General features: G+C 47.3%; 21 protein-coding genes. 7 read left to right on the top strand and 14 right to left on the bottom strand.

Going from position 1 to position 21847, the window contains the following annotated elements; genetic code table 11:
* The first annotated feature begins 49 nt into the window (after nt 1-49).
* Both L0Y31_RS02615 and L0Y31_RS02610 read left to right on the top strand, forming a co-directional pair.
* On the top strand, nt 50-1000 hold the full coding sequence (locus tag L0Y31_RS02615) for a Ppx/GppA phosphatase family protein (RefSeq protein ID WP_234735582.1): 951 nt from the start codon (nt 50-52) through the stop codon (nt 998-1000).
* 81 nt (nt 1001-1081) lie between these two features.
* A complete protein-coding gene (locus L0Y31_RS02610; protein WP_234735581.1) occupies nt 1082-1573 on the top strand; it encodes a PaaI family thioesterase in 492 nt (163 codons plus the stop codon).
* A 36-nt stretch (nt 1574-1609) separates the two neighbouring features.
* Here L0Y31_RS02610 and L0Y31_RS02605 read toward each other — a convergent pair whose 3' ends face one another.
* Nucleotides 1610-2362, bottom strand: a complete 753-nt coding sequence (locus L0Y31_RS02605) for an SDR family NAD(P)-dependent oxidoreductase (RefSeq protein WP_234735580.1) — start codon at nt 2360-2362, stop codon at nt 1610-1612.
* A 101-nt stretch (nt 2363-2463) separates the two neighbouring features.
* On the opposite strand from L0Y31_RS02605, the gene L0Y31_RS02600 reads away from it, so the two are divergent.
* Nucleotides 2464-3438 carry a glycosyltransferase family 2 protein gene (locus L0Y31_RS02600; RefSeq protein ID WP_234735579.1) on the top strand — a complete coding sequence of 325 codons (975 nt, stop codon included), beginning with the start codon at nt 2464-2466 and terminating at the stop codon, nt 3436-3438.
* Between the two features lie 59 nt (nt 3439-3497).
* On the opposite strand, the gene L0Y31_RS02595 is transcribed toward L0Y31_RS02600, so the two are convergent.
* The 10 genes from L0Y31_RS02595 to sufC form a co-directional block, all read right to left on the bottom strand.
* The gene (locus tag L0Y31_RS02595; RefSeq protein ID WP_234735578.1) at nt 3498-4217 is read right to left on the bottom strand and encodes a 3-keto-disaccharide hydrolase; all 720 of its coding nucleotides are present in this window, start codon (nt 4215-4217) and stop codon (nt 3498-3500) included.
* Nucleotides 4218-4251: 34 nt separating this feature from the next.
* Nucleotides 4252-5400 carry an acyltransferase family protein gene (locus tag L0Y31_RS02590; protein ID WP_234737094.1) on the bottom strand — a complete coding sequence of 383 codons (1149 nt, stop codon included), beginning with the start codon at nt 5398-5400 and terminating at the stop codon, nt 4252-4254.
* A 225-nt stretch (nt 5401-5625) separates the two neighbouring features.
* Nucleotides 5626-6051: a BrxA/BrxB family bacilliredoxin gene (locus L0Y31_RS02585; RefSeq protein WP_234735577.1), complete on the bottom strand. Its 426-nt coding sequence runs from the start codon at nt 6049-6051 to the stop codon at nt 5626-5628.
* Between the two features lie 79 nt (nt 6052-6130).
* Nucleotides 6131-6442 (bottom strand): DUF59 domain-containing protein, encoded by a 312-nt coding sequence (locus L0Y31_RS02580; RefSeq protein WP_234735576.1) that lies wholly within the window; start codon nt 6440-6442, stop codon nt 6131-6133.
* 57 nt (nt 6443-6499) lie between these two features.
* Nucleotides 6500-6919 (bottom strand): SufE family protein, encoded by a 420-nt coding sequence (locus L0Y31_RS02575; RefSeq protein WP_234735575.1) that lies wholly within the window; start codon nt 6917-6919, stop codon nt 6500-6502.
* Nucleotides 6916-7215 (bottom strand): type II toxin-antitoxin system RelE/ParE family toxin, encoded by a 300-nt coding sequence (locus L0Y31_RS21045; protein WP_407084055.1) that lies wholly within the window; start codon nt 7213-7215, stop codon nt 6916-6918. The genes L0Y31_RS02575 and L0Y31_RS21045 overlap by 4 nt, the downstream gene beginning before the upstream one ends.
* Nucleotides 7194-7385, bottom strand: coding sequence for a hypothetical protein (locus tag L0Y31_RS02570; protein WP_234735574.1), 192 nt, complete (start codon nt 7383-7385; stop codon nt 7194-7196). Before L0Y31_RS02570 ends, L0Y31_RS21045 begins: the two co-directional genes overlap by 22 nt.
* Nucleotides 7386-7404: 19 nt before the next feature.
* Entirely contained in the window at nt 7405-8643 is a 1239-nt protein-coding gene (locus tag L0Y31_RS02565) for a cysteine desulfurase (protein ID WP_234735573.1), read from the bottom strand.
* A gap of 145 nt (nt 8644-8788) precedes the next feature.
* Nucleotides 8789-10114, bottom strand: a complete 1326-nt coding sequence (gene sufD, locus L0Y31_RS02560; protein WP_234735572.1) for a Fe-S cluster assembly protein SufD — start codon at nt 10112-10114, stop codon at nt 8789-8791.
* 75 nt (nt 10115-10189) lie between these two features.
* Nucleotides 10190-10945: a Fe-S cluster assembly ATPase SufC gene (gene sufC, locus L0Y31_RS02555; RefSeq protein WP_234735571.1), complete on the bottom strand. Its 756-nt coding sequence runs from the start codon at nt 10943-10945 to the stop codon at nt 10190-10192.
* A 264-nt stretch (nt 10946-11209) separates the two neighbouring features.
* Here sufC and L0Y31_RS02550 point away from each other — a divergent pair, with 264 nt between their 5' ends.
* The 4 genes from L0Y31_RS02550 to L0Y31_RS02535 all read left to right on the top strand — a co-directional run bounded on the left by L0Y31_RS02550 (nt 11210) and on the right by L0Y31_RS02535 (nt 15306).
* Nucleotides 11210-12676 carry an arginine deiminase family protein gene (locus L0Y31_RS02550; protein ID WP_234735570.1) on the top strand — a complete coding sequence of 489 codons (1467 nt, stop codon included), beginning with the start codon at nt 11210-11212 and terminating at the stop codon, nt 12674-12676.
* Nucleotides 12677-12782: 106 nt separating this feature from the next.
* Nucleotides 12783-13712: a citrulline utilization hydrolase CtlX gene (gene ctlX, locus L0Y31_RS02545; RefSeq protein ID WP_234735568.1), complete on the top strand. Its 930-nt coding sequence runs from the start codon at nt 12783-12785 to the stop codon at nt 13710-13712.
* A gap of 319 nt (nt 13713-14031) precedes the next feature.
* Nucleotides 14032-14412, top strand: a complete 381-nt coding sequence (locus L0Y31_RS02540; RefSeq protein WP_234735567.1) for a MarR family winged helix-turn-helix transcriptional regulator — start codon at nt 14032-14034, stop codon at nt 14410-14412.
* A gap of 180 nt (nt 14413-14592) precedes the next feature.
* A complete protein-coding gene (locus L0Y31_RS02535) occupies nt 14593-15306 on the top strand; it encodes an SDR family oxidoreductase (protein WP_234735566.1) in 714 nt (237 codons plus the stop codon).
* Between the two features lie 1025 nt (nt 15307-16331).
* Here the strand turns inward: L0Y31_RS02535 and L0Y31_RS02530 are convergent.
* From L0Y31_RS02530 to L0Y31_RS02520, 3 genes are read right to left on the bottom strand one after another with little or no spacing between them, the layout of a single operon-like run.
* Complete coding sequence (locus L0Y31_RS02530) at nt 16332-16841, bottom strand: hypothetical protein (RefSeq protein WP_234735564.1); 510 nt, start codon at nt 16839-16841, stop codon at nt 16332-16334.
* A 26-nt stretch (nt 16842-16867) separates the two neighbouring features.
* Nucleotides 16868-18337 carry a SusD/RagB family nutrient-binding outer membrane lipoprotein gene (locus tag L0Y31_RS02525; protein ID WP_234735563.1) on the bottom strand — a complete coding sequence of 490 codons (1470 nt, stop codon included), beginning with the start codon at nt 18335-18337 and terminating at the stop codon, nt 16868-16870.
* A 24-nt stretch (nt 18338-18361) separates the two neighbouring features.
* Nucleotides 18362-21517 carry a SusC/RagA family TonB-linked outer membrane protein gene (locus L0Y31_RS02520; protein ID WP_234735561.1) on the bottom strand — a complete coding sequence of 1052 codons (3156 nt, stop codon included), beginning with the start codon at nt 21515-21517 and terminating at the stop codon, nt 18362-18364.
* Nucleotides 21518-21847 lie beyond the last annotated feature (330 nt).

Below are 21847 nucleotides of genomic sequence, written 5' to 3'. Positions count from 1 at the left end.
AGAGCGCCTGCAAAGCAGGAGTTAGACATTGGCTGACGAATTGACCAGTATGACTAAGCAAGCCGTTATTGACCTCGGGACAAATACGTTTCATCTGATGATTGTTGAACGCGCCGAGGACGGAAAACCAAAGACCTTGTTTCGGGAAAGCCGTCCCGCCAAAATAGGAAAGGCAGGAATCAATAAAGGCATCATTACGGAAGAAGCCATCGAGCGGGCTTTGGTGGTGCTGCGCTATTTTCGGGAGGTGCTGACGCAGCATGATGTATCTGTTGATCAGGTGGTTGCTATGGGAACAAGCGCCATTCGAAGCGCAGACAACAAAGATGAATTTATAAAGCGCGTTCAGCAGGAGACCGGCTTGACCATTACAGTGATTTCGGGCGACGAAGAAGCGGCTTACATCTACCAGGGTGTACGGGCGGCGGGTACGCTGGCACAAATCGACAAGGCGGGTTCCAGCGCGTTGGTGGTCGATATTGGCGGAGGCAGCGTGGAATTTATTCTCTGCAACGACCAGCGGGTTTTTTGGAAACAAAGCTTCGAAATTGGCGGGCAGCGGCTCATGGAGAAGTTTATGGATACAGATCCGATCAGCCCGACAGCGGTGCGGCGTTTGCAGAGTTATTTCCAGGAGCAATTATTACCCTTAACGAATGCCATTCACCAGTACCAGCCGGCGGTGTTGGTCGGCTCTTCCGGGACGTTCGATACTTTGGTTGACATGCACTATATGCACGAACAGGGCGTCTGGCCACCGGCAGAGCAGGTTGCTTTTGCCTTACCGGTTAGCGAATTTTACCGGTCGTATGAGCTGCTGTTAACTCGCGATCACACGGGCAGAATGGCCCTGCCCGGAATGATTGAACTGCGGGTCGACATGATTGTGGTTGCTGCCTGCCTGATTGATTATGTGCTGCGGACGTTTGGTATTCAGGAAATTCGTGTTTCCACCTATTCGTTGAAGGAAGGCGTATTGGCTGATTTGCAAAATCGTTAAATAAAGCTGAATTTTCGATAAGCAGAATGAGCGTTTCACTGACTTTTATTCCTAAATAACAGTAACAAAAATAGAATTCTAATGGAGGAGGAACAACGTACCCGGACGATTTCGTGGGAGGACCCCATGAAAGGCGCGCAAGCCGCTAAAACAATGTCGGGGCTGGAGTATTTAACGAGCATTGTGGAAGGGCAGAATGCGCAGGCGCCTATTGCCGAAGCGCTTGGTTTTGAGATGGTTTCGGTAGAAGATGGAAAAGCCGTTTTCTCCGCTACCCCGCAAGAGTTTCATTACAACCCGCTGGGGGCTGTACACGGCGGTCTGGTATCCACGCTTTGCGATTCAGCGATGGGTAGTGCGGTACTAACAAAGCTGAAGGCGGGTGTTGGTTATACCACGCTGGAAGTGAAAGTCAACATTGTTCGGCCCATCACGGCAAAAACCGGGCGTCTGGTTTGCACCGGAACCGTGATTCATGTCGGGCGGAGCGTCGCCACCGCCGAGGCAAAAGTGGAAGATGAGCAAGGAAAGCTCTACGCCCATGCCACTACAACCTGCATGATTTTCCAATAGTCAGGCTTGAGAAGTATTTCTCAAGCCTGACTGGCTTTATTTTCGCGTGATGGAGGTTGCCGAAGCCTGGGCTGCTGCCAAAATCGTAATATCCGCAATCTGTACATTGGCTGGGGCGCTGACAGCGTATACAATCGCGTCGGCAATGTCTTTCGGGATCAGTGGATCAAAGCCCTGGTAGACTTTGGCAGCCCGTTCGGCATCGCCTTTAAAACGCACTACCGAAAATTCAGTTTCGACAGCTCCGGGCGCAATGTTCGTCACTTTGATACCCTGCGGCGTTAAGTCCAGCCGCATTCCTTCGCTAAGCGCTTCGACGGCAGCCTTGGAAGCGCAATAAACGGCCCCGTTGGCGTAGGTCTGCTTCCCTGCAATGGAACTGAGGTTAACAATATGCCCACGCTGCCGCTCCACCATTCCCGGAATAACCGCTTTCGAAACGTATAATAAACCCTGCACATTGCCGTCGATCATCTGGTCCCAGTCGTCGAGGTTTCCTTCCTGAATGGAGTCTAGCCCGTGCGCATTTCCCGCATTATTAATCAATACGTCAATTTGTTTCCATTCGTCTGGTAATGAGGCTATAGTGTCGGATACGGCGGCGCTGTCACGTATGTCAAACTGGAGCGTAAATACGCTTGTCTGGGCGCTCAGGGCTTGTTTAAGTTCTTCCAGTCGGTCGGCGCGGCGGCCACAGAGAATAAGCCGGTAATTCAGTTGGGCGAAGGCTTCGGCAGTGGCCTGACCAATACCAGACGTGGCACCGGTAATGAGAGCGATACGGGACATAAGTTTACAGAAAAGGTATAATGAACAATGTATTGTGAAGAAAGTTAATAGAGTGGAGACATGGTTCCCGATTAATTAATTTTCTCCACCCATTTGACGTTATGAAGCCCTTAGTTTCAATTGTATTACCAACCGATAAGCGTCCCGAATTACTGAATCGGTGCCTGGAAGCACTGATGCGGCAATCGTTACCATACCATACATTCGAGGTTATTGTTGTTGACGATGCGGATGATTCGGCTACACGCCAGGTCGTCGAGGCGGCGGCCCAACGAAGTAAAACCACACCTATCGTTTATTTAGCGCAACCCCAGCGGCGTGGTCCTGTAGCGGCCCGCAACCGGGGCTGGCGCGAAGCAAAGGGGTCTATTATTGGTTTTACGAACGACGATTGCATTCCCGGCGATGACTGGATCCGGAACGCAGTCGATGCCTTTATCGATGGGGCTGAGGTGGTTTCCGGCCATTTATGCCTTCAGTGTTCTGAAAAAACGATGCAGTTCCAACGGATCAGTTCGTACATGGAAAATGCTGAGCTAGTGACTGCCAATTGCTTCTGCCTGAAGACCGCACTAGAAAAAGTAGACGGTCTGGAAGAAAGTTTTGATACGGCCTGGCAAGCGGACAACGATTTGCAATTTAAATTCATCAAAAGCGAGATTCCCATTACCAAACGGAAGGACGTTGTGACGGATTACCCGATCCGCCCAGGATCGTGGTGGGAGTGTTTGAAAGAAGAGCGCAATAATTGTTACGACGCCTTGCTCTATAAACGGCATCCCAAATTATTTCGGGAGAAGCTTCGCGAGCAGAACAACGCGCTTCTGTACTACACCATTGTAATTGGCTTTTTGATTGGCGTTTATGGGCAAATAAACGAGCTTACGTATGTTTCGTTCTACGGGTTTGCGCTTTTCACAGCCTTTTTAGTTGTGCTGTTCATTAAACGATTGTGGGGTACGCCGCTTAATTTAGTTGTACTTGGACAAACCGTAGTCACTACAGCAGCCACCCCGTTTTTAGCAGTATACTGGCGCCTACACGGCGCTGTCAAACACCGAACTTTATATTGGTAATCCCTTTGGAAAACCTCAAAAAGAAAGCCATCTCATTGCGGGATGGCTTTCTTTTTGGCTTATAGTGGACGAATCTTAACATTGCGGAACCACACTTCACTGCCCCAATCCTGTAAACCGATACGTCCTTCGTAAATGCCTTTATTAATTGGTGCTGCCTTTAAGCCGCTTCCGGCAATTTTGTTTTTCCAGTCGGTACTGTTGAGCTGGTGTTCCTGCACCAGAAAATCGTTCAGATAAACCGATAGCAGGCCTTTTTGCAGTACGAAGCGCAGGCGGTTCCATTCGCCCACGGGCAACGGCTCCCGGAGGCGGGCGTTGGCGACACCGAAGAAGTCGCCGGCGCGGTGTTTGTTTTCGGGCGCTCCTTCGTAAATCGAGTTGTCCAGTACCTGCAATTCCAGGCCAGTATGGTAGATTTCTTTATACTGCGGTGCTTCCGTAACAAAGAAAAAGATGCCGCTATTGGTTTTAGAGCCTACTTTCCAATCGGCTTTAAACTCAAAGTTACCTTTAAAAACAGCATCCGTTACCAAATCTCCACCGTTTTTTGCCTTGTTGCCCGCTCGGTTGGGCACGTGAAGTTTTAAGGCTTGGTCGTCCAGAATCCAGGCGGAACCGACGCCCTGTTTCCCGTACGTATGCCAGCCCGCCGCATTTTTGCCGTTAAAAAGCAGCTTCCAGCCTTCTTTCTTTTCCTGAGCGGAAAGCGTATTTTGTTGAGCATATGTATTGATTAAGGCAAAAAAGAAAAAAGTGAAATAGGTCAGCCGATTCATTGATCAGGTTTGGTTAAATAGATTATGTATTTCGTTATACTCTGATAAACAGTCGCTTGCGGTACATCCAGTATAAAATGAGCCAGAAGACGAACAAGGCGGCTAAACCACTCACCAGGGATTCATAAGGCGTACCCAAAATCAGGAAGAAAGAAGGCCCAAAATGCGTTCTGAAGAAACCAATAATAAACTGGTCGATGAGGTGAACGAGGCAGTAAATGGCGATGGAATTCATCCCAATAACAACCAGTGGGAAAGCCCAGCCCCGCCAGGTGCGAACGTCGATTAGGTAATAAAACAAAGCCAGCAGCAGAAAACACCAGCCACCGCTAAACAAAACCCAGGCCGGGGTCCAGATGCGCTTTACAACCGGGCATATATTGGTAACTTCCAAAACCCACCCGGCTAATAGACCAACGACGCCAGCCAGAATGAAACGTTTCAGCAGCTCATTAGGACTGAGCTTAGTACGCAGCCACCGACCGGCCTGCAAACCCAATACCATCGTTCCCAGCGTAGGAATAAAACTCAATGTCGCATAGCCACCGCCATTGAACAGAAAGGGCTTGGCTCGCGGAAACAAATTCAGAAACCAGGTATCGAATGCCCAGGCCAGATTGCTGTTTTTATTAAAATGCGCTGACAATCCGCTGGCGTGGTGCGGCCAATCGGCGGGAACGCCCACCGCCGCGTAATCAAAAGCCGCATCAGGAAGTGGATAAGCGATGAAAGCCGCCCAGTAGCCAACGAGAATGACGGCCAGCGCAATCCAGCCTGTTCGGCTTGACCCAAAACCAAGCAGAAATAAAAATGGATACCCCAACCCGATCTGGGTCAGCGTGTCTTCAAACGTGAAGTTGGTTTGTTCACGACCAACCGAGCGTAGCAAAATGCCCAGCAGGACAAGAACGAGCGAGCGACGAAGGGCCCGCAGGAATAACGTGCTAAACGGTTTGTCGCTGGCAACCTGGCTGGCAACAGAATAAGGCAGGGCAACGCCCACCAGAAAGGAAAAAGACGGCTGAATCAAATCATGAAGCGAGCAGCCATACCAGGCAACGTGGCTTTGGTGATGCGCCAGAAAATGCCAGAAGGAACTGTTGGGCAGTGCTTCGGAGATGCGCTCAAATTGCAGAATTTCGGCCATCATCAGCAGCATTACAAAGCCCCGATAGGCATCCATGGACATAAGCCGTCCGGCGCGGAATTCGGTAGGTGAAGAAGTCAAGGGTAGAAAGGCTTAGGTCAGTAACGCAAAAGACAAGTCTAACTATTTTTTCCCGATTGTTCACGCACTCGGTTTGGGATTTCGTTTATGGTACTTGCTGAAAGAATTTATCCGGGGTCAAAATAAAAAAAGTCGGTAATCTAAACGACTACCGACTTTCAAAAAAATATTTAGTGAGCCTTACGCTTTTTCGCAGAACTCTTCAAACGCCATCTCCAGGTGCTGGGCAATCATACCCGCCGAACGGCCTTCGATGTGGTGACGCTCGATAAAATGAACCAGCTCTCCGTCTTTGAAAAGAGCAATCGACGGCGATGATGGTGGATAAGGCAGTAAAAATTCACGCATCTTCGCAGTTGCGTCGCCATCCACTCCGGCGAAAACGGTTACCAGTTTGTCTGGCTTAATTTCGCTAGCCTCGATAGCTGCCTTTACACCCGGGCGTGCCGCGCCAGCTGCGCAACCACAAACCGAATTCACAACTACCAACATGGTGCCCTCTGCGTTTTCCATGGTATTGACCACGTCCTCGGCAGTGGTTAACTCCTGAAAACCAACGTTGACCAGGTCAGCCTTCATTGGCGCTACTAGATGAGGAGGATACATATTTTTTAACAAGTTTAAAGTTGACAGTTTAATGCTTTGGTTTTCGTATTGAACGAGCCTTTGCTGTTGCAATACGAAATTACATAAATCCTAGTTCCAGTTTTGCCACTTCCGACATCATTTCTGTGGTGTACGGCGGATCGAAAGTAAGTTCAACGCTTACGTCGTTGACGCCTTCTACTTCCCGGATTTTTTCTTCAATCTCGCCCGGAATCGTTCCCGCCGATGGGCAGGAAGGCGACGTGAGCGTCATCAGCACATAAATGTTATTGACTGGAAAAATTTTGATATCATAGATCAAGCCTAATTCGTAGACATCCACTGGAATTTCCGGGTCATAAACCATTTTAATGGCTTTTATAACCTCTTCTTTCAGTTCAGCTTCGTTCATGGGTGCAAACATTGAATCGTTATTTAGAATCGTTTACAGGTCGTGCCTTCTATTTATTTATACTGTCTGGGCCGCGGCAAAATCTTTCATTTGCTTAAGCATGGAAGCCAGACCACCCGCCCGTCGTGATGTAACCAGACTGCTTAGACCAATTTTATCAATAAAATAAAGATCGGCTTTGGCCACTTCTTCAGGCTTTTCATGATTCAGAATACGAATCAGCAAACTAACCAGTCCTTTACTAATTTGTGCCGTCGGTTCGCTGTCTGCTTCAAAGTGAACGACATCGCCCTGCATTTCGGCGTGCAGCCAGACCTTAGACTGGCAACCACGAATCAGGTTATAATCCGTTTTATACTGCTCAGGCATGGGCGGTAGCTTTTTGCCTAAGTCAATGATGTATTGTGTCTTATCAAGCTGATCGTCAAAGAGGTCGAAGTCCTCGATAATCTCGTCTTGCTTTTCGTTAATGGTCATAGTAACCTATCTAAATTGCTGGCAGAATGCCTTACTGCCACAATTGTAATTTTATCATGGAGGTAGATATAGAGAACTCTATATTTACCGACTAGTATTTCACGATATAATTTAAGTTGCTTTTCAGGAACAATTCGCCCCATTTCAGGAAAACTTGCTATCAAAGCTAATTTTCGGTCAAAGGTATCTACCCATTCCTCAGCGTACCGGACAGAAGATCTAGATAGATAATGAATCGCGTCTCTGAATTCTTCTTTGGCCTCATTTAGCCAAACTATTTCTCTTTTTGAATCCATTGACGTGCATCCTGCATCACATCTTCATGCTTCTGCGTATTTCCTTCGTTAATTGCTTCCAGCCCTTTTTCATATCGCTCTAAGATGATTAAGCGTTCAATAGCCTCATCGAGTGATATCTCACCAGAAAGATTCTGAAAGGACTCGGCAATTTTAGCTGCATTTAACATAACTATCATGAAGTAAAACTTATAACATCATCTTCCGAACGCGGTGTATTCCCTGCACCAGCCGGTCAATTTCTTCCTTAGTGTTGTAAACGGCAAATGAAGCCCGCGTGGTTCCCGCAATGCCATACCGGCGCATAAGGGGTTGAGTACAATGGTGCCCCGTCCGCACGGCAATTCCCAACTGGTCAAGAATAACGCCTATATCCTGGTGGTGAATGCCATCCATCACGAACGAAATCACGCTGATTTTTTCGTTGGCTTTACCAATAATTTTCAGCCCTTCAATGCTTTCCATCGCCTCGGTTGCGTATTCCAAAAGCGCGTGTTCATGAGCGGCGATGCTGCTTTTGCCGAGCGTATTGATGTATTCCAGCGCGTTTTGCGTGGCAACTACGTCTGCAATATTAGGCGTGCCTGCTTCAAATTTATACGGAATATCGTTGTAGGTTGTTTTTTCAAACGTTACCTCTTTGATCATCTCGCCGCCACCCCGATAAGGATTCATGGCGTTTAAAACCTCACTTTTGCCATAAAGGGCACCCATGCCGGTTGGACCATAAATTTTATGAGCCGAAAAAGCGAAAAAGTCGCAGTCCAGCGCCTGAACGTCAATGTCAAGGTGCGAACTGGCCTGTGCGCCATCAAGCATCACTTTAGCGCCAAATTCGTGGGCTTTATCGATGATCGTTTTAACGGGGTTGATGGTTCCCAACGCGTTGGAGACGTAAACAACAGAGACCAGTTTAGTCCGTTCAGAAAGCAGCTTTTCGTATTCCTCCAGAATCAGATCGCCTTTGTCATCCACGGGAATGACCTTCAGCACACACCCTTTTTCTTCGCACAGCATTTGCCAGGGCACGATGTTCGAGTGGTGCTCCATCGCCGTAATGATAATTTCGTCGCCTTCACCCAGAAACTTGCGGCCGTAAGACTGAGCTACCAGGTTAATGCTATCGGTTGTACCGTACGTAAAAATAACCTCTTCAACGTGGGCCGCATTGATAAATTGCTGAATAGCAACGCGAGTAGCCTCAAAAGCAGCGGTTGCTTTTTCAGCCAGGAAATGAATACCCCGGTGGATGTTGGCGTTGTAGCCTTCGTAATACTGTGTAAGCGCATGGATGACCGATAAAGGCTTCTGCGTAGTTGCAGCATTATCAAAATAGACCAGCTCTTTTCCATGAACACGTTGGTCAAGGATTGGAAAATCGCGGCGAATGGCTTCAATATCAAGAATTTCGTGTGTGGCAGCCTGCATAGGAATTGAATATACGACAGATGAGTAACACGGAAAGGAGGGAAATGGTGCAGCAAAATAGGCTTAATGCACAATGAACAATAAAGAATAAAATAGACAGACTACTCCGCTAAACTTATTCTTTATTGTTCATCAATGAGGAGCTCTACCGGGCCAGTTTTGCCTGAATCCGGCGCTCTAGTTGCTCCCGAAGGGCATCAATTTTTATCTGCTGAATCACGTCCTCGGCAAAGGCGTACATCAGCAGCGTTTTCGCTTCATCGCGAGGAATACCGCGTGAACGCATGTAGAACAAAGCTTCTTCGTTCAGTTTACCCGTGGTCGTACCGTGCGAGCACTTCACGTCGTCGGCGTAAATTTCCAACTGGGGCTTCGTATTCATCGAGGCCTCGTTGGACAGAACAACGTTCTTACAGGACTGGTACGCATTGGTTTTCTGCGCATCCTGCCGAACAAAAATCTTGCCGTTGAAAACACCCGTTGCCTTATCTTCCAGAATGCCTTTATATAGCTCGTTGCTGTAGGAGTTTGGCTGCCGGTGATCGGCTAAGGTATGGTTATCAATGTGCTGGCGACCGTTCGGGAAGTACAGACCGTACATAAACGCTTCGCAATGCTGGCCGTCCAGGGCAATGTTCAGGTTGTTGCGGATAAAACCTCCGTCCAGCGTAACCGTAGCAGAATAAAAGTGGCTGCGGTCTTTCTGGTGCACCTGCGTCGTCCCGATGTGGTAAGCCATATCCGACTCATTTTGTACTTTGTAGTACTCCATGCGGGCATCTTCATCCAGCACAATTTCCGTAACGATGTTGGTAAAGCTAGCCTGATCGCCGAGAGTCCGGAACAGTTCCGCGACCTTAACATCCGCATTTTTGCCAACAACAAACAGGTTGCGCGGCTGGGAGGCAATGTTGATCTGGCGGCTATCGGAAATAAAACGCAGGATTGTCGGCGCTTCCACCACCTTGTTGGCAGGCACGTGAATCACCACACCATCGCTGGCAAAAGCGGTGTTCAGGGCCGTAAAGGCATTGTCGTGGAAGTCCGCGTATTTGGCAAAATACTGATCGACTACCTCCGGCATTTGCTGAACCGCTTCCGGAAAAGTCAGAATAGAAAGCTGGTCGGCAGGGCTAACAATTTGAGAGAGTTCAGGCTGGTATTGGCCGTTCACGAAATACAGCACGTTCCCTTCCAGCTTGGCAATACTCAGCGGGGCGAGGTCGTCGGCAGTTAGTGAAACCGGCGCGTTGAACTCAAATACTTCTTTAATCAGACTGCTTACGTTCGAGTATTTCCATTCTTCGTGTTTAAGCGTTGGAAAACCCAATCGGTCGAACTGATTGAGTGCTTCGCGCCGAAGCTGGTGTAAGGGCGATTTGCTTTCGCCATTCATCCGCTCTTCTGCCGCCCGGAAGTCGGCAATGAGTTTGGATTTCAGGTCAGTATATGGTTGATTATAAGGACTCATTGAAATTAACGTTTGAGGTTTAACGTTTGAAGTAATCAGGAAAAGCCTCCCTGAACCCCAACCATTAACGTATGATTATGCCGCTTCTACTTCCGCTTTAATCCAGTCGTATCCTTTTTCTTCGAGCTCAAAAGCGAGTTCTTTCGGACCTGACTTAACGATACGGCCTTTGTAAAGAACGTGAACGTAGTCTGGGACAATGTAATCAAGCAAACGTTGGTAGTGCGTAACAACGATGGTTGCTCGTTCTGGCGAACGCAATTGGTTAACACCTTCAGCCACAATGCGAAGGGCATCAATGTCCAGACCAGAATCCGTTTCGTCAAGAACGGCCAGTTTGGGTTCCAGCATGGCCATCTGGAAAATCTCGTTGCGTTTTTTCTCACCACCCGAAAAGCCTTCGTTTAGGGAACGGCTTAGCAGCGATTGATCAATGTTGACCAGCTTCATTTTCTCTTTCATGAGTTTCAGAAACTGAACGGCGTCCATCGGCTCCTGACCACGGTATTTCCGAATTTCGTTCATGGCCGTTTTGAGGAAATTGGTGGTGCTAACGCCCGGAATTTCTACTGGATACTGAAAGGCCAGAAAAATCCCTTCCGCTGCCCGCTCTTCCGGAGCCATGTCCAGGAGGTCTTTACCATCGAAAGTGACTTCACCTCCAGTGACTTCATAATCTTCCCGGCCTGCCAATACGGACGCTAAGGTACTTTTTCCTGAACCATTAGGACCCATAATAGCATGTACTTCACCGGCTTTTATCTCCAGGTTGATGCCTTTTAAGATTTGTTTTTCACCAATCGACGCCTGTAGATTATTTATACTCAGCATGAGAAAAGAATGATTTCTATTGATTATCAAACCGCAAAGGTAATGCAAACGAAAGTTTTTTACTGTTGGGTTAACAATTTTAAACGATAATTGTTGACCTCGCTTTATTTTCTAACTCCAGCTATTACCTTCTTTCTGAACACTCAAAATCAAGCGTTTCGTTCCGGAGGGCGGCTACTCAGCCGTAATAAGTCAGCTTTTTTTTCAGCGCCCAAAGCCCTATCTTGCAATAACAACAGACGGTCGCAATTGCTGAACCCTTTTATGAAAAATGGAAAATACCATACGCCTACAACAAAAATCAGTGTTTCCTCCGAAATTGGCACGCTCCGCCGTTTATTGATTCACAGCCCGGACCGGGGGCTGGGTAAAGTCGTGCCTTCCAAAGCGCAGGACTGGCTTTTTGAAGACATTGTTCATCTGGACACCATGCGGAAAGATGAATATGATTACTACGTTAAGCTTTTGCTTTATTTTCTGGATCCCGCTAAAATTCAGGGTAAACTAGCGGAAATAAACGCCAACAGCGAGCGAAGTTTTTTCAAACCCGATCAACCGGATTATTATCATTCCGATGCCGTTATTGATATTCAGCGGCTACTGGCGGAAATCCTGCAAGATGAAGTCATCCGAACCAAGTTGATTGCTGGAATTTGCGCAGTCGAGCAGACAAGCTTTCAGATTCATACGCGCCTGAGTACGTATGAGCCCGTCGAACTGGCCGAAATCCTCATTTCCGGTTCGCTGCCCGATGATAAAACGATGCTGTTTGCGCCTTTGCCCAACTTTATCTTTACGCGTGATATTGGCATTATTATCAACGACCACATCCTGCTGAACAAACCTGCCAAGCAGGCGCGAACGCGTGAGGCGCTGTTGTCACAGTATATCTTTTTCTACCACCCTATTTTTGCTTCTTACCGCGGTAACATCATTGAAATTCCGGATAATGAGCACCATTTTCTGCTGCCTGACGCCGAAGTCAACCGCGATTATACCCGCTCTACGCTGGAAGGGGGTGATGTAATGATGATTTCTCCGCGCCATCTGCTCATTGGTTGCAGCGAGCGCACGACGTTGTACGCCGCCCAGCAGGTGATGCAGCTGGTTTTCAAGAAAGGCCTGGTTGATACGGTTACCATCCTGAAAATTCCGAAGAAGCGGGATTACATGCACATCGACACGATTTTTACGCAGGTAAAGAAAAATGTGTGGGTGCTGCTGGCTTCGCTGGGACGGGTAGGAGACGAAGCAAAAAAACGGGATGCCATGCATTTCTTTGCCCCGAAAGACCTTTCAGAAGACCTGCGTATTTTGCAATTTTACAAAGGACTGGAACACAAGCCCATCGAGATTGAAAACCTGGAAGATCTGCTGACCGATATCAGTCGCAATGACCTGGGTAGTACGGAGCCAGTGCAGTTCATTTATTCCGGTAATAACGAATTTCCGTTTGGCTCACGGGAGCAGTGGACCGACTCCTGTAATTTGCTGGCGCTCAAAGATGGCGTTGTGATTGGCTACGACCGAAACGATAAAACCATCGAAGCCTTCCGGCAGGCCGGTTTTGACATTGTGCGGGCGGCGGATTTGCTCGAGCGTTTTGAGCGCCATGAATCGTCGCCGGAGACCATCGAAAATACCTTTATTATGCTACCATCGGCAGAATTGTCCCGGGCCAGGGGCGGATCTCACTGCATGAGCCTGCCGCTTCTGCGTGATGAACTATAAAAAAAGCTGTACGATCGGCGCCTGATTGGTCGTTATTTAAATGGCAGGGCGCATTAATTTGTTTTTTACGCGTAAAGAATGCCCTTTTCTCTCCAATTATAAACCTATGCAAGCACAAACTACCTCTCATATTCTGATGATTCGTCCTGTTCGGTTCGGCTTCAACGAGCAAACCGCCTCGACTAATGCTTTTCAGGATACAACCATTGCCAATCAGACGAAAGAAACTGCGCAGGAAAACGCACTTCGCGAATTTGATGAGATGGTTCGGTATTTGCGCGCCGCTGGCGTTGAAATTACGGTGTATGAGGATACACCAGAGCCACATACGCCGGATTCCATCTTTCCAAACAACTGGATTTCATTTCATTACAGTGGAACAGTCGTCTTGTATCCCATGCATGCCCCTAACCGTCGGCAGGAGCGTCGGATGGATATCGTGAACGATCTTGCCGAGCGGTTTCAGGTTGCCCGAATCATTGATCTGACTCATTTCGAACAGGACAACAAATACCTGGAAGGGACGGGAAGCATGGTGCTCGACCGCATGGAACGCACAGCGTATGCCTGTTTGTCACCCCGCACGAATGAAGACGTATTGGATGAGTTTACGCGCCAGACAGGGTACAAATCCATATCGTTTGAAGCATTTGACGAAGCAGGGCTACCTATTTATCACACCAACGTCGTGATGTGTATTGGCGATGTTTTTGCGGTGATTTGCTTAGCGGCTATTAGAAATCCAGATGAGCGGCTCATGGTTCGCCAGTCGTTGGAAGCAAGTGGCAAATACATCATTGAGATCACCATGGAGCAAATGGCCCAGTTTGCCGGGAATATGCTGCTGGTTAAAACTAAAAAAGGCCAAAAAATGCTGGTAATGTCAACAACGGCCTATAATTCGCTAACAGCCCGGCAGCGGGATGATCTGGATGATTATGCCACTTTACTGCATTTTGACTTATCCGTTATTGAAAGCAATGGCGGCGGTTCAGCCCGGTGCATGATGGCCGAAGTTCATTTGCCTCTAAAATAAAAATAATTGATTAAGTTAACAGTTCATGCATACTTTATAGCTAGTTCATGCTATTTTTATGCGTTTATGATAGCTAACTGATTAGCTTGGCTGGGTTGTTGAATACTATCCTGCATAAATAAGTTTTGTTGTTCGTGCACGCAATTATATCCAGGTGCATGCAATCAATTCATTGAGTAAAATGGTTTGTTTAACTAACTAAGTTTACTTTTAAGTCATTATGGGAACAAAATCGCGAGGCACCACCGTGATAGGGGAAAAACATGTATCAAAGTACAGCGGTTGCCTGAACTTTACCGCTAATGCATTGGCACGTGTTATGACAAACATTGCTGATGAAGAATTTGGCCGTCTGGGCCTGACTGCCTCTCATGCGTTTTTGTTGAAAGAAGCGGTTGAAAATCCGGGCATTCAACCCAAAGATTTGAGCGAAGAGCTTCACCTGACTCCCTCAACCATTACGCGTCTGATTGAAAAGCTGGAATTGAAGCGCCTTGTCGAACGCAAAATGGAAGGAAAACACACCCTGGTTTATGCAACAGAGAAAGGAGTTGCGCTATTGCCAGACATCAAGCGGGCGTGGCGGAGCATGTTCCGGCGGTATGCCGACATCATTGGCGAAGACACGGCCAAGCAATTGACACGCATGGCGTACGATGCTGTTCTGACCCTAGGTCGTGATCCTGAAAAGAATTATTGACTTACCAAACGGGTTTACTCGTCTTGATGGGCAACTAGAAAGGCCTGTATACTGGCCATTGGCTCAGGTCTTATAAACAAATGATCGGTAGTTAGCAGTTGAATAGAAACAAAATCGGAGAGTTGAGAACAAAGCTTAGTGTTTCGCTCTTTTGATGTAGTACCCTAATTATTCAACTGTATGATAACGCAACACGATAAAGTAGCGCTAATAACGGGTGCTAACCGAGGTATTGGAAAAGAAATAGCCCGTCAGCTGTGTCAACGGGGGTATGCCGTTTTTGTCGCTGTACGGGACATTCACAAGGGCCGCGAAACCGTTGAGGAACTGTGTGATCAAGGCTACGAAGCCATTTACCTTGAGTTAGACGTAACCGATCCGGTTAGTATCCGACAAGCCTGCGGCACCTTCTCGCAAAAAGCCGACCACCTGGATGTGCTGGTTAACAATGCCGCTATTCTGGAAGATCAAGGCCAGGACATCACTACTTTAAATACGGAAATGCTGGAAAGGACCATGAAAACAAATGTGTTTGGTCCTGTTTTAGTTATTCAGGATTTCCTGGAGCAACTGAAGAAAAGTACCATCGGTGCCCGGATTATAAATGTATCCAGTGAGGCCGGCTCAATCACGGATATGGAAACTTTTGCGCCAGCTTACAGCATCTCAAAGGCAGCGCTCAACGCTACGACCAAGCAGTTTGCCGGTGCCTTGCGAAAGCATAACATTGCGGTTAACGCCGTAGATCCAGGACAAACCCAGACGGATATGGGAGGAACCAATGCTCCACGCTCCGTAGAGGAAGGAGCCGAAACCGTAGTATGGCTGGCTACCGAAGCCGACCTGAACGAAAGCGGTAAGTTCTGGCGGGATAAGCAGGAAACAGTTTGGTAAACCACCTTAAAAAACCTCTCTACCATGTAAAGAGGTTTTTTTATGCCTAGATAGAGCAAGACGTCTCAGTACTGCTTTGAATGCTACCCTTCCTTGTATTATTAGGTTGTTCGGAATCTGCTGTGATCTCAATAGCGTAATCTACCCACATAATTTCCGCATTGACAGGCAGTTTATTACTCGTATAGCATTATATTTCCCGACAGGCTGTAAGTTTCCGAAACGTCCTAACTGGTATGAATTTGCCAATGTTTTGACTAGTCAAAAGCTCATTGAGCCAATTCGTTCCACCAATTTCATGCCCCAAATAACTTGCTGTATTTATGAAAGCGTTTAAACTGGTCGTATTGACATTATTCATTCTCTGTATGGATAGTGTGGTCCGATTTTTTGTTTTAGTCCTCCAAAAGAATAGCTATTATTTGGGTTATTTAGAGTCGGTGCCTAGATTTCTACACGAATACCTCTCTTTTACCCTGTTCTACTTATTTAATACCAATCTTTTATATCTGATATTGATTGGAATCTATAGTGCTGTAGTAGAACGTGTACCTCGAAAGAGGATTATGTATGTTGCTTTGGGCTCAGCTATGGCCCTGTTAATGTACATAGCCTATGCTAACCATTTTTATGTGGAGTTTATTGAAAAGCAATTTTATCCGCTCCTTCTTTCATACCCACTATTAGGGGGCATCTTTGGTTACTTTTACTTTAATATTTTTCAGAAGGGAAAAGAATCATGACTCCAAGTAGTCCCAATGTTTTCTCAGAAATAAATATAAAAGGATAAAATCAGGTTGCTCTTCAATCTTACTTGGTAGCCTGGACGAATTTTCCTCAGAATTAGCAAAGATTATAAATACACCCTATTATCTGCTGTTTCTGTAGAGGAATCTACCTATTCTTCTATCTGAAATGCATTCAAGCAAAATGGCTACAATAAGTCTAGATCAAAATGACATAACCCCCAGAAAGCGTCCTGTATTGGGTGCTTCCTGGGGGTTATAAAAAAACCACGTTTCAGTCTAAGGCACGATCCGCGCCCGAACCTGCTGCGTAACAATCTGCTCATTATTATCCAGCGTTACCAGGAAAATAAAGGCAATTTCACGTGGTGACAACGGATCCGTAGCCGGTGTGGTATTAACAGCCGCATACTTTGCTTTGAAAGCCGCTAACGTCGTCTCAAACACCGCTGTCGTTCCATTGCCCGGAATTGGAGCAGAATTGTACTTCGATGCGGCCGTGTTCAACGAAGCCGGGTTAATGGCGGTTGCACCACCCACTACAGTCGTAATCTCCTTGATGGTTCGGCCGCTTTCGGCTGGTATCGACAGCGTATACTTGATAGCCCCCGTTGCCGCTGACACCTCAATAAAAGGTTGAGCGCCGAACGTGGTAGCACCCGGAAACGTTACAGGCACAGCCGGACGGTTATCCCGAACCAACTCGCTGTATACTAGATCATCTTTGCAAGCGAAGTTTGTGACCGCCAGTGTTGCAAGTAACAAACCTTTAATTATTATCTGTTTCATTTGTTAGCTTCGTTAACTGTTGATCATTAATCGATATCCCACCAAACACGAACATTGGTTTGCGGACCTGGGTTAGGGAAATAAGGATTCCGCTCCTGCTCCTGCGTCACATATACCGCCCGTACTTGGGGTGTACCATCAATACCGGCTGCGTTAAGCGAGGCAGTCAAGCGAGGGTAGCCTGTCCGACGAACGTCATTCCAGATTTCGAGGCCATTACCCGTAAAGGCGATGTACTTCTGCGTAATGATCTGCTCTAGTTTCTGCGCGTTCGTGCCGGTCAACGTAGCGACTGTTGGATTGGCCGCCAAATAGGTTGTAATCTGCGCTGGTGTTAAGCCTGCCGACGTCATTGAGGCTGTGATGCCTTCCGTGTACAACGCTTGCGGATCGCCTGGTGTACCAAGAATCAAAGCTGATTCGGCCAGAATAAACGCGCGTTGGAAGTTCGTCAAAAGCCGAACGGGACCTTCACCGTTTGCACCGACAACGTACGCATTGTAACGTGACCAGTTCGTAGATGGCTGTGGCAGTGTTCCCCGGAAGCCATTATCAATGGTGACATAATCAGTTCCTGGTTTGGTAAATAAAATGGGCAGACGGGGATCATTCAGGTCCTTCAACCGATTCAGGTAACGAGTGCTTAAGATAAGATCATCCTTAAACAAAGACTCGTTTGTATAGAAATAGCGTGGATCCTGGCTACCGACACTACCACCAAAAGGCATATTGAGGTCGTCAGCATTCGTTTTAATGTAGGTTCCTTTGGTTAGAACTTCATTAATAACGGTTCGGGCCAGTGCAGGCTCCTTCCGGCTGATCGTATTCGCCAATTTCAGTAGGAGGGTGTTACCTGCCTGTTCCCATTTAGTCAGATTACCGGCATATGCCAGGTCATCTTTTCCTGGTTTTACCTGAGATTCAGCTTTCAAATCGTTTAGGCCTTCCCGAACCAGATCAAACAGGCTCTGAATACCCAAGGCAGCATTGCCCTTGTAGATGTCTTCCTGGCTATCCAACCGAGGTTGCGGATTCGCTTCACCCTGCAAAGCCTGAGAATAAGGCACATCACCCCAAACGTCGGTAGCAATGCTGAATGCATAAGCCTTCAGAATTTTACCAATTCCTGAGTACGCTTTTCCACTATTGGCATCACCGAGTTCGATGAGCTTCTGAGCGTTGATGAGTGTACCGCCGTATAGCTCAAAACGCCATTGGTTACCAAAGTCGGAACCCGTTGCGGCGTAAATGTCGGTCTGTCCAGGAGTACTATTCGGAGCCGCACCGGCTAGCTGTTGCACAATAACGGAAGCAAACCGATTCAGTTCATTCGCGTTGGCAAAAGCAGCACCTGCTTCCACGGTAGGCAGCAGCACCGCTGGCGTTACCGCAGTTGGGTTATTGGGCGTAACGTTAACGTCCAGAAAGTCGGAGCACCCGCTAAAACCAAGCAGCAGGGGAACCAGAAAATATGATTTTTTTAATTGACGAATCATCACAGATACTAGAATAAAGGGTTGTTACAGAGTAAGACGCACGTTTACACCGAAGTTCCGTGTATTTGGACCACCGTTCAGGTCAAGACCCTGGATGTTACCTGCGCCTTGTGTATTGACTTCAGGATCCCCAATAAAACCAGGAGCGTAATAAAGCAGGTTCCGACCACTGACACCCACCGAAATAGTACCAAAAGGCGATTTGCCCAATAGGGATTTAGGTAGGGTGTAGTTCAGCGATACTTCGCGTAGCCGGTATGCCGTGGCATCAAATACAGCGGCCTCCGAAGCCAAACCACCTAAGCCAGACCAATATGTTTGAGCCGGAACCTGAATGTTGTTTGGTTTGTAAGTAAATGTTCCGTCTGCGTTTTGCGTGGCAATAACACCTGGCAAAATACGAGGCTGATCACGGTCGATACCGGTTACGTACAAAGCACCACCCCCACGCTGGTCAACAGCACCAAACGAATAAAGCTGGCCACCTTGCTTCACGTCTACCAGTGCCGACAGCGTAATTCCTTTGTACGAGAACGTGTTGGTTAAACCAGCAGTAAACTTCGGCTGGTTGTTGGCAATCACCTTACCGGCAATACCTGGCGCAAAACCTCCCGTTGACCCGTTAACGATAAACTGGCCAGCATACTGACCCGTTGGGTCATAGTATAAACCGTTTGGATCATCGCTTTGTACGCGTGCATTGGCCGTTCCAACGACAACGCCATACGGGAAGCCGACCGCAATGGATGGATTGATACCTGTAAAAGCACCCCCTTCAACCGGTGATTGAGTAACGCCTTCAATGATCGAGACAACGTTGTTCCGAATAATGGTGAAGTTTAAGGCCGCATCCCATTTGAAGCCGCTAACGCGCACGGGCGTTGCTGACAGAAGTAGTTCAAAACCACGGTTCCGCAATTCACCCACGTTTGTGGTACGCGTATCATATCCTGATGACGAAGATACGGCCACGTTAAAGATTTGATTGGTCGAACGCGTGTCAAAATACGCGGCATCAATACCCACACGGTTGTTGAAGAAGCCCAGGTTAACCCCAACTTCAGCAGAAGTAACAAATTCCGGCGTCAGGTTGCTGTTACCAATCCGGTCGCTGATTTGAAAGCCCGGAATGTTACTGCCACCTACCGATAATGGGAACGTGATGCTGGCAACGTTATTTCCAAAGGCTGCACTGGTATAAACCGAGTTCAGCAAATAAGGATCTGCATCACGACCAACGCGTGCCCAGCTAGCCCGAACTTTTGCGTACGACAGAACGTCTGATTCTACTTTAAACAGTTCAGTCGGCACAAAGCTAACCGAAGCAGATGGGTAGAAATACAGGTTGTTGGCTCTCGGTAGCGTAGACGATTGATCCGCCCGGCCACTCAATTCCAAAAACAGATAATTTTTGTAGCCTAATGACAACTGACCGTAGTAACCCAGTAGCCGGCGAAGCGTTGAGCTCTCTCCACTGCTGGTGAAAACAGATCCGTTGCTTACGTTATAGAAGCCTGGAATATTCAATTCCGAACCGACAACATACTGATTTTGTGTGTTGCGCTGGTTGATGTTCTGGCCTAATAACAAGGTTGCATCCAGGCCTTCAACAAAAAGGTTGTTTTGTTTAGCCGTGATAATCAGGTCACCATTAATTTCAGAGCGGAAGTAATTATCCTGCGTAACGGAGCCTGCCGGTGTCCGAACAGAACCAATCGCTTCGGTGAATTTCCGGCGATCGGTATACGTATCACCTGTTACCCGATAAAGTACATTCAGCCATTTGGTTACATTGTAGTCAACCGTAAAGTTTCCGTAGAAACGATCCACGTTGCTGTTCTGCACAGAATTGTACAACGACCAGATTGGGTTATTCAGGTTTGTAGCAAAGTAAACGCTTCCGCCATTGGCATCCTGATACGGTTCTTCGGGTAAATTGTAGCTACGCGGAATTCGGCTTAACTGCCCAAAAGCGCTACCCCCGTTACCGCCGGGAACGCCCCGCTGGTTGGTTTTGACATAAGCGGCAGAACCGGTAATGTGCAGACCGTTGTTCAGTTTGGTTTCACCCCCAAGCTGTACGTTTGTCCGGTTAAAACGCGTATTAGGCGTGATACCGCTCTGGCTGGTATTACCCAATGAAATAAGGAAATTGCGGTTTACGTCTCCACCGGCAATATTGGCCGTGTTTTGAAACAAGGCTCCTTGCTGGAAGAAATCCCGAATGTTGTTGGGATAAGCGCGGTAAGGAACGGTTTGCCCCTGAGTATTCACGACGGATGAAAGTGACGAGAAGGAAGGTCCCCACGAGTTAGTCGAAATCCGGTTGAACAGGTTGTTTGCACCTTGTCCGTAATCGTTCTGGAAACGAGGCAGACCATATACGTTCTGCACGTTGTAAGACGATGTTAGCGTAACTTCTGTTTTGTTATTCTGGTTACGACCCGACTTGGTAGTAATGATAATTGCCCCTGCCGATGCGCGCGAGCCGTAAAGCACAGCCGCCGCTGGCCCTTTCAGGACGTTAAGCGACTCAATGTTTTCGGGGTTAATATCCGCCAGACGGTTGGATGGCTGCGTCCCGAAAAGTGTGTTTTGCGTGTTATTAACGTCATTGCTGAAAATAATACCATCTACAACAATCAGTGGTTGGTTAGAACCGTTGAAGGACGTTATCCCCCGAATATTAATATTCGTTGATGCGCCCGGCGCACCGCTGGATCCTGTAATCTGAACACCAGCCAGCTTTCCTTGCAAGGCATTAAGGACGTTCGGTTCGGATTTCTGGGAGATAAGACTACCACTCACTTCCTGCGTTGAGTAACCCAGCGACCGCTTATCACGCTCGATGCCTTGTGCTGTAATGACCACTTCATTAAGGCTTTGCGAGCCGCTAGTCATTGTTACATCAACCGTTGTCTTGTTACCCACGGGAATTTCCTGCGTATCGTAGCCAATAAAGCTAAACACCAGTACTGCATTATCAGGCACACCAAGACGGTAATTTCCGTCTGTATCTGTAGTTGTACCGCGCGTTGTCCCCTTCACCTGGATGCTCACGCCCGGTAAGGAGGAGCCGTCATCGGATGAAGTGATTTTGCCGGATACTGTACGTTCCTGAGCCAATGCAGGTAGCGACAGCAAGAGGCATAACCATAAATGTGTTAAAGTTCTTGACATAAATTAATGAGTTGTTAAAGAGATAGATTAATCAGGAAACCTAATGCTAATTTAGAAATACTTGTCTAAAATATCATTATTTTAATTTGTTGGGTGAATGAATAAAGTCAATAAATGCGATATATATAACTGATATACAGAGTAATAGTTTGTATGAAAAAAAATAGACAAAAAATGGACAGGAGCATTATGAGTTTTGTACTGAACGGTCTTAGCAATCAGGATAATATTTGTAAAAATACAAACAATATATAATTGTACGTGGGTCCATTGTATCAGTAGAATATTGCGGGTATATCTTAAGTTTTTTATGAAAATTTTTGTGAGGAG

The sequence above is a fragment of the Tellurirhabdus bombi genome (assembly GCF_021484805.1).
Classification (GTDB): domain Bacteria; phylum Bacteroidota; class Bacteroidia; order Cytophagales; family Spirosomataceae; genus Tellurirhabdus; species Tellurirhabdus bombi.
The sequence above is the reverse complement of the archived record's forward strand: the minus strand, read 5'-3'. Positions and strand labels throughout refer to the sequence as shown.

Coding starts and splice junctions, on each gene's coding strand:
- L0Y31_RS02605 (WP_234735580.1), bottom strand. CDS start 2,362: ATGTCCCGTATCGCTCTCATTACCGGTGCCACGTCTGGTATTGGTCAG.
- L0Y31_RS02520 (WP_234735561.1), bottom strand. CDS start 21,517: ATGTCAAGAACTTTAACACATTTATGGTTATGCCTCTTGCTGTCGCTA.
- L0Y31_RS02615 (WP_234735582.1), top strand. CDS start 50: ATGACTAAGCAAGCCGTTATTGACCTCGGGACAAATACGTTTCATCTG.
- L0Y31_RS02540 (WP_234735567.1), top strand. CDS start 14,032: ATGACAAACATTGCTGATGAAGAATTTGGCCGTCTGGGCCTGACTGCC.
- L0Y31_RS02530 (WP_234735564.1), bottom strand. CDS start 16,841: ATGAAACAGATAATAATTAAAGGTTTGTTACTTGCAACACTGGCGGTC.
- ctlX (WP_234735568.1), top strand. CDS start 12,783: ATGCAAGCACAAACTACCTCTCATATTCTGATGATTCGTCCTGTTCGG.
- L0Y31_RS21045 (WP_407084055.1), bottom strand. CDS start 7,215: ATGGATTCAAAAAGAGAAATAGTTTGGCTAAATGAGGCCAAAGAAGAA.
- L0Y31_RS02550 (WP_234735570.1), top strand. CDS start 11,210: ATGAAAAATGGAAAATACCATACGCCTACAACAAAAATCAGTGTTTCC.
- L0Y31_RS02585 (WP_234735577.1), bottom strand. CDS start 6,051: ATGTATCCTCCTCATCTAGTAGCGCCAATGAAGGCTGACCTGGTCAAC.
- sufD (WP_234735572.1), bottom strand. CDS start 10,114: ATGAGTCCTTATAATCAACCATATACTGACCTGAAATCCAAACTCATT.
- L0Y31_RS02590 (WP_234737094.1), bottom strand. CDS start 5,400: ATGGATGCCTATCGGGGCTTTGTAATGCTGCTGATGATGGCCGAAATT.
- L0Y31_RS02600 (WP_234735579.1), top strand. CDS start 2,464: ATGAAGCCCTTAGTTTCAATTGTATTACCAACCGATAAGCGTCCCGAA.
- L0Y31_RS02580 (WP_234735576.1), bottom strand. CDS start 6,442: ATGAACGAAGCTGAACTGAAAGAAGAGGTTATAAAAGCCATTAAAATG.
- L0Y31_RS02570 (WP_234735574.1), bottom strand. CDS start 7,385: ATGTTAAATGCAGCTAAAATTGCCGAGTCCTTTCAGAATCTTTCTGGT.
- L0Y31_RS02535 (WP_234735566.1), top strand. CDS start 14,593: ATGATAACGCAACACGATAAAGTAGCGCTAATAACGGGTGCTAACCGA.
- sufC (WP_234735571.1), bottom strand. CDS start 10,945: ATGCTGAGTATAAATAATCTACAGGCGTCGATTGGTGAAAAACAAATC.
- L0Y31_RS02575 (WP_234735575.1), bottom strand. CDS start 6,919: ATGACCATTAACGAAAAGCAAGACGAGATTATCGAGGACTTCGACCTC.
- L0Y31_RS02565 (WP_234735573.1), bottom strand. CDS start 8,643: ATGCAGGCTGCCACACACGAAATTCTTGATATTGAAGCCATTCGCCGC.
- L0Y31_RS02595 (WP_234735578.1), bottom strand. CDS start 4,217: ATGAATCGGCTGACCTATTTCACTTTTTTCTTTTTTGCCTTAATCAAT.
- L0Y31_RS02525 (WP_234735563.1), bottom strand. CDS start 18,337: ATGATTCGTCAATTAAAAAAATCATATTTTCTGGTTCCCCTGCTGCTT.
- L0Y31_RS02610 (WP_234735581.1), top strand. CDS start 1,082: ATGGAGGAGGAACAACGTACCCGGACGATTTCGTGGGAGGACCCCATG.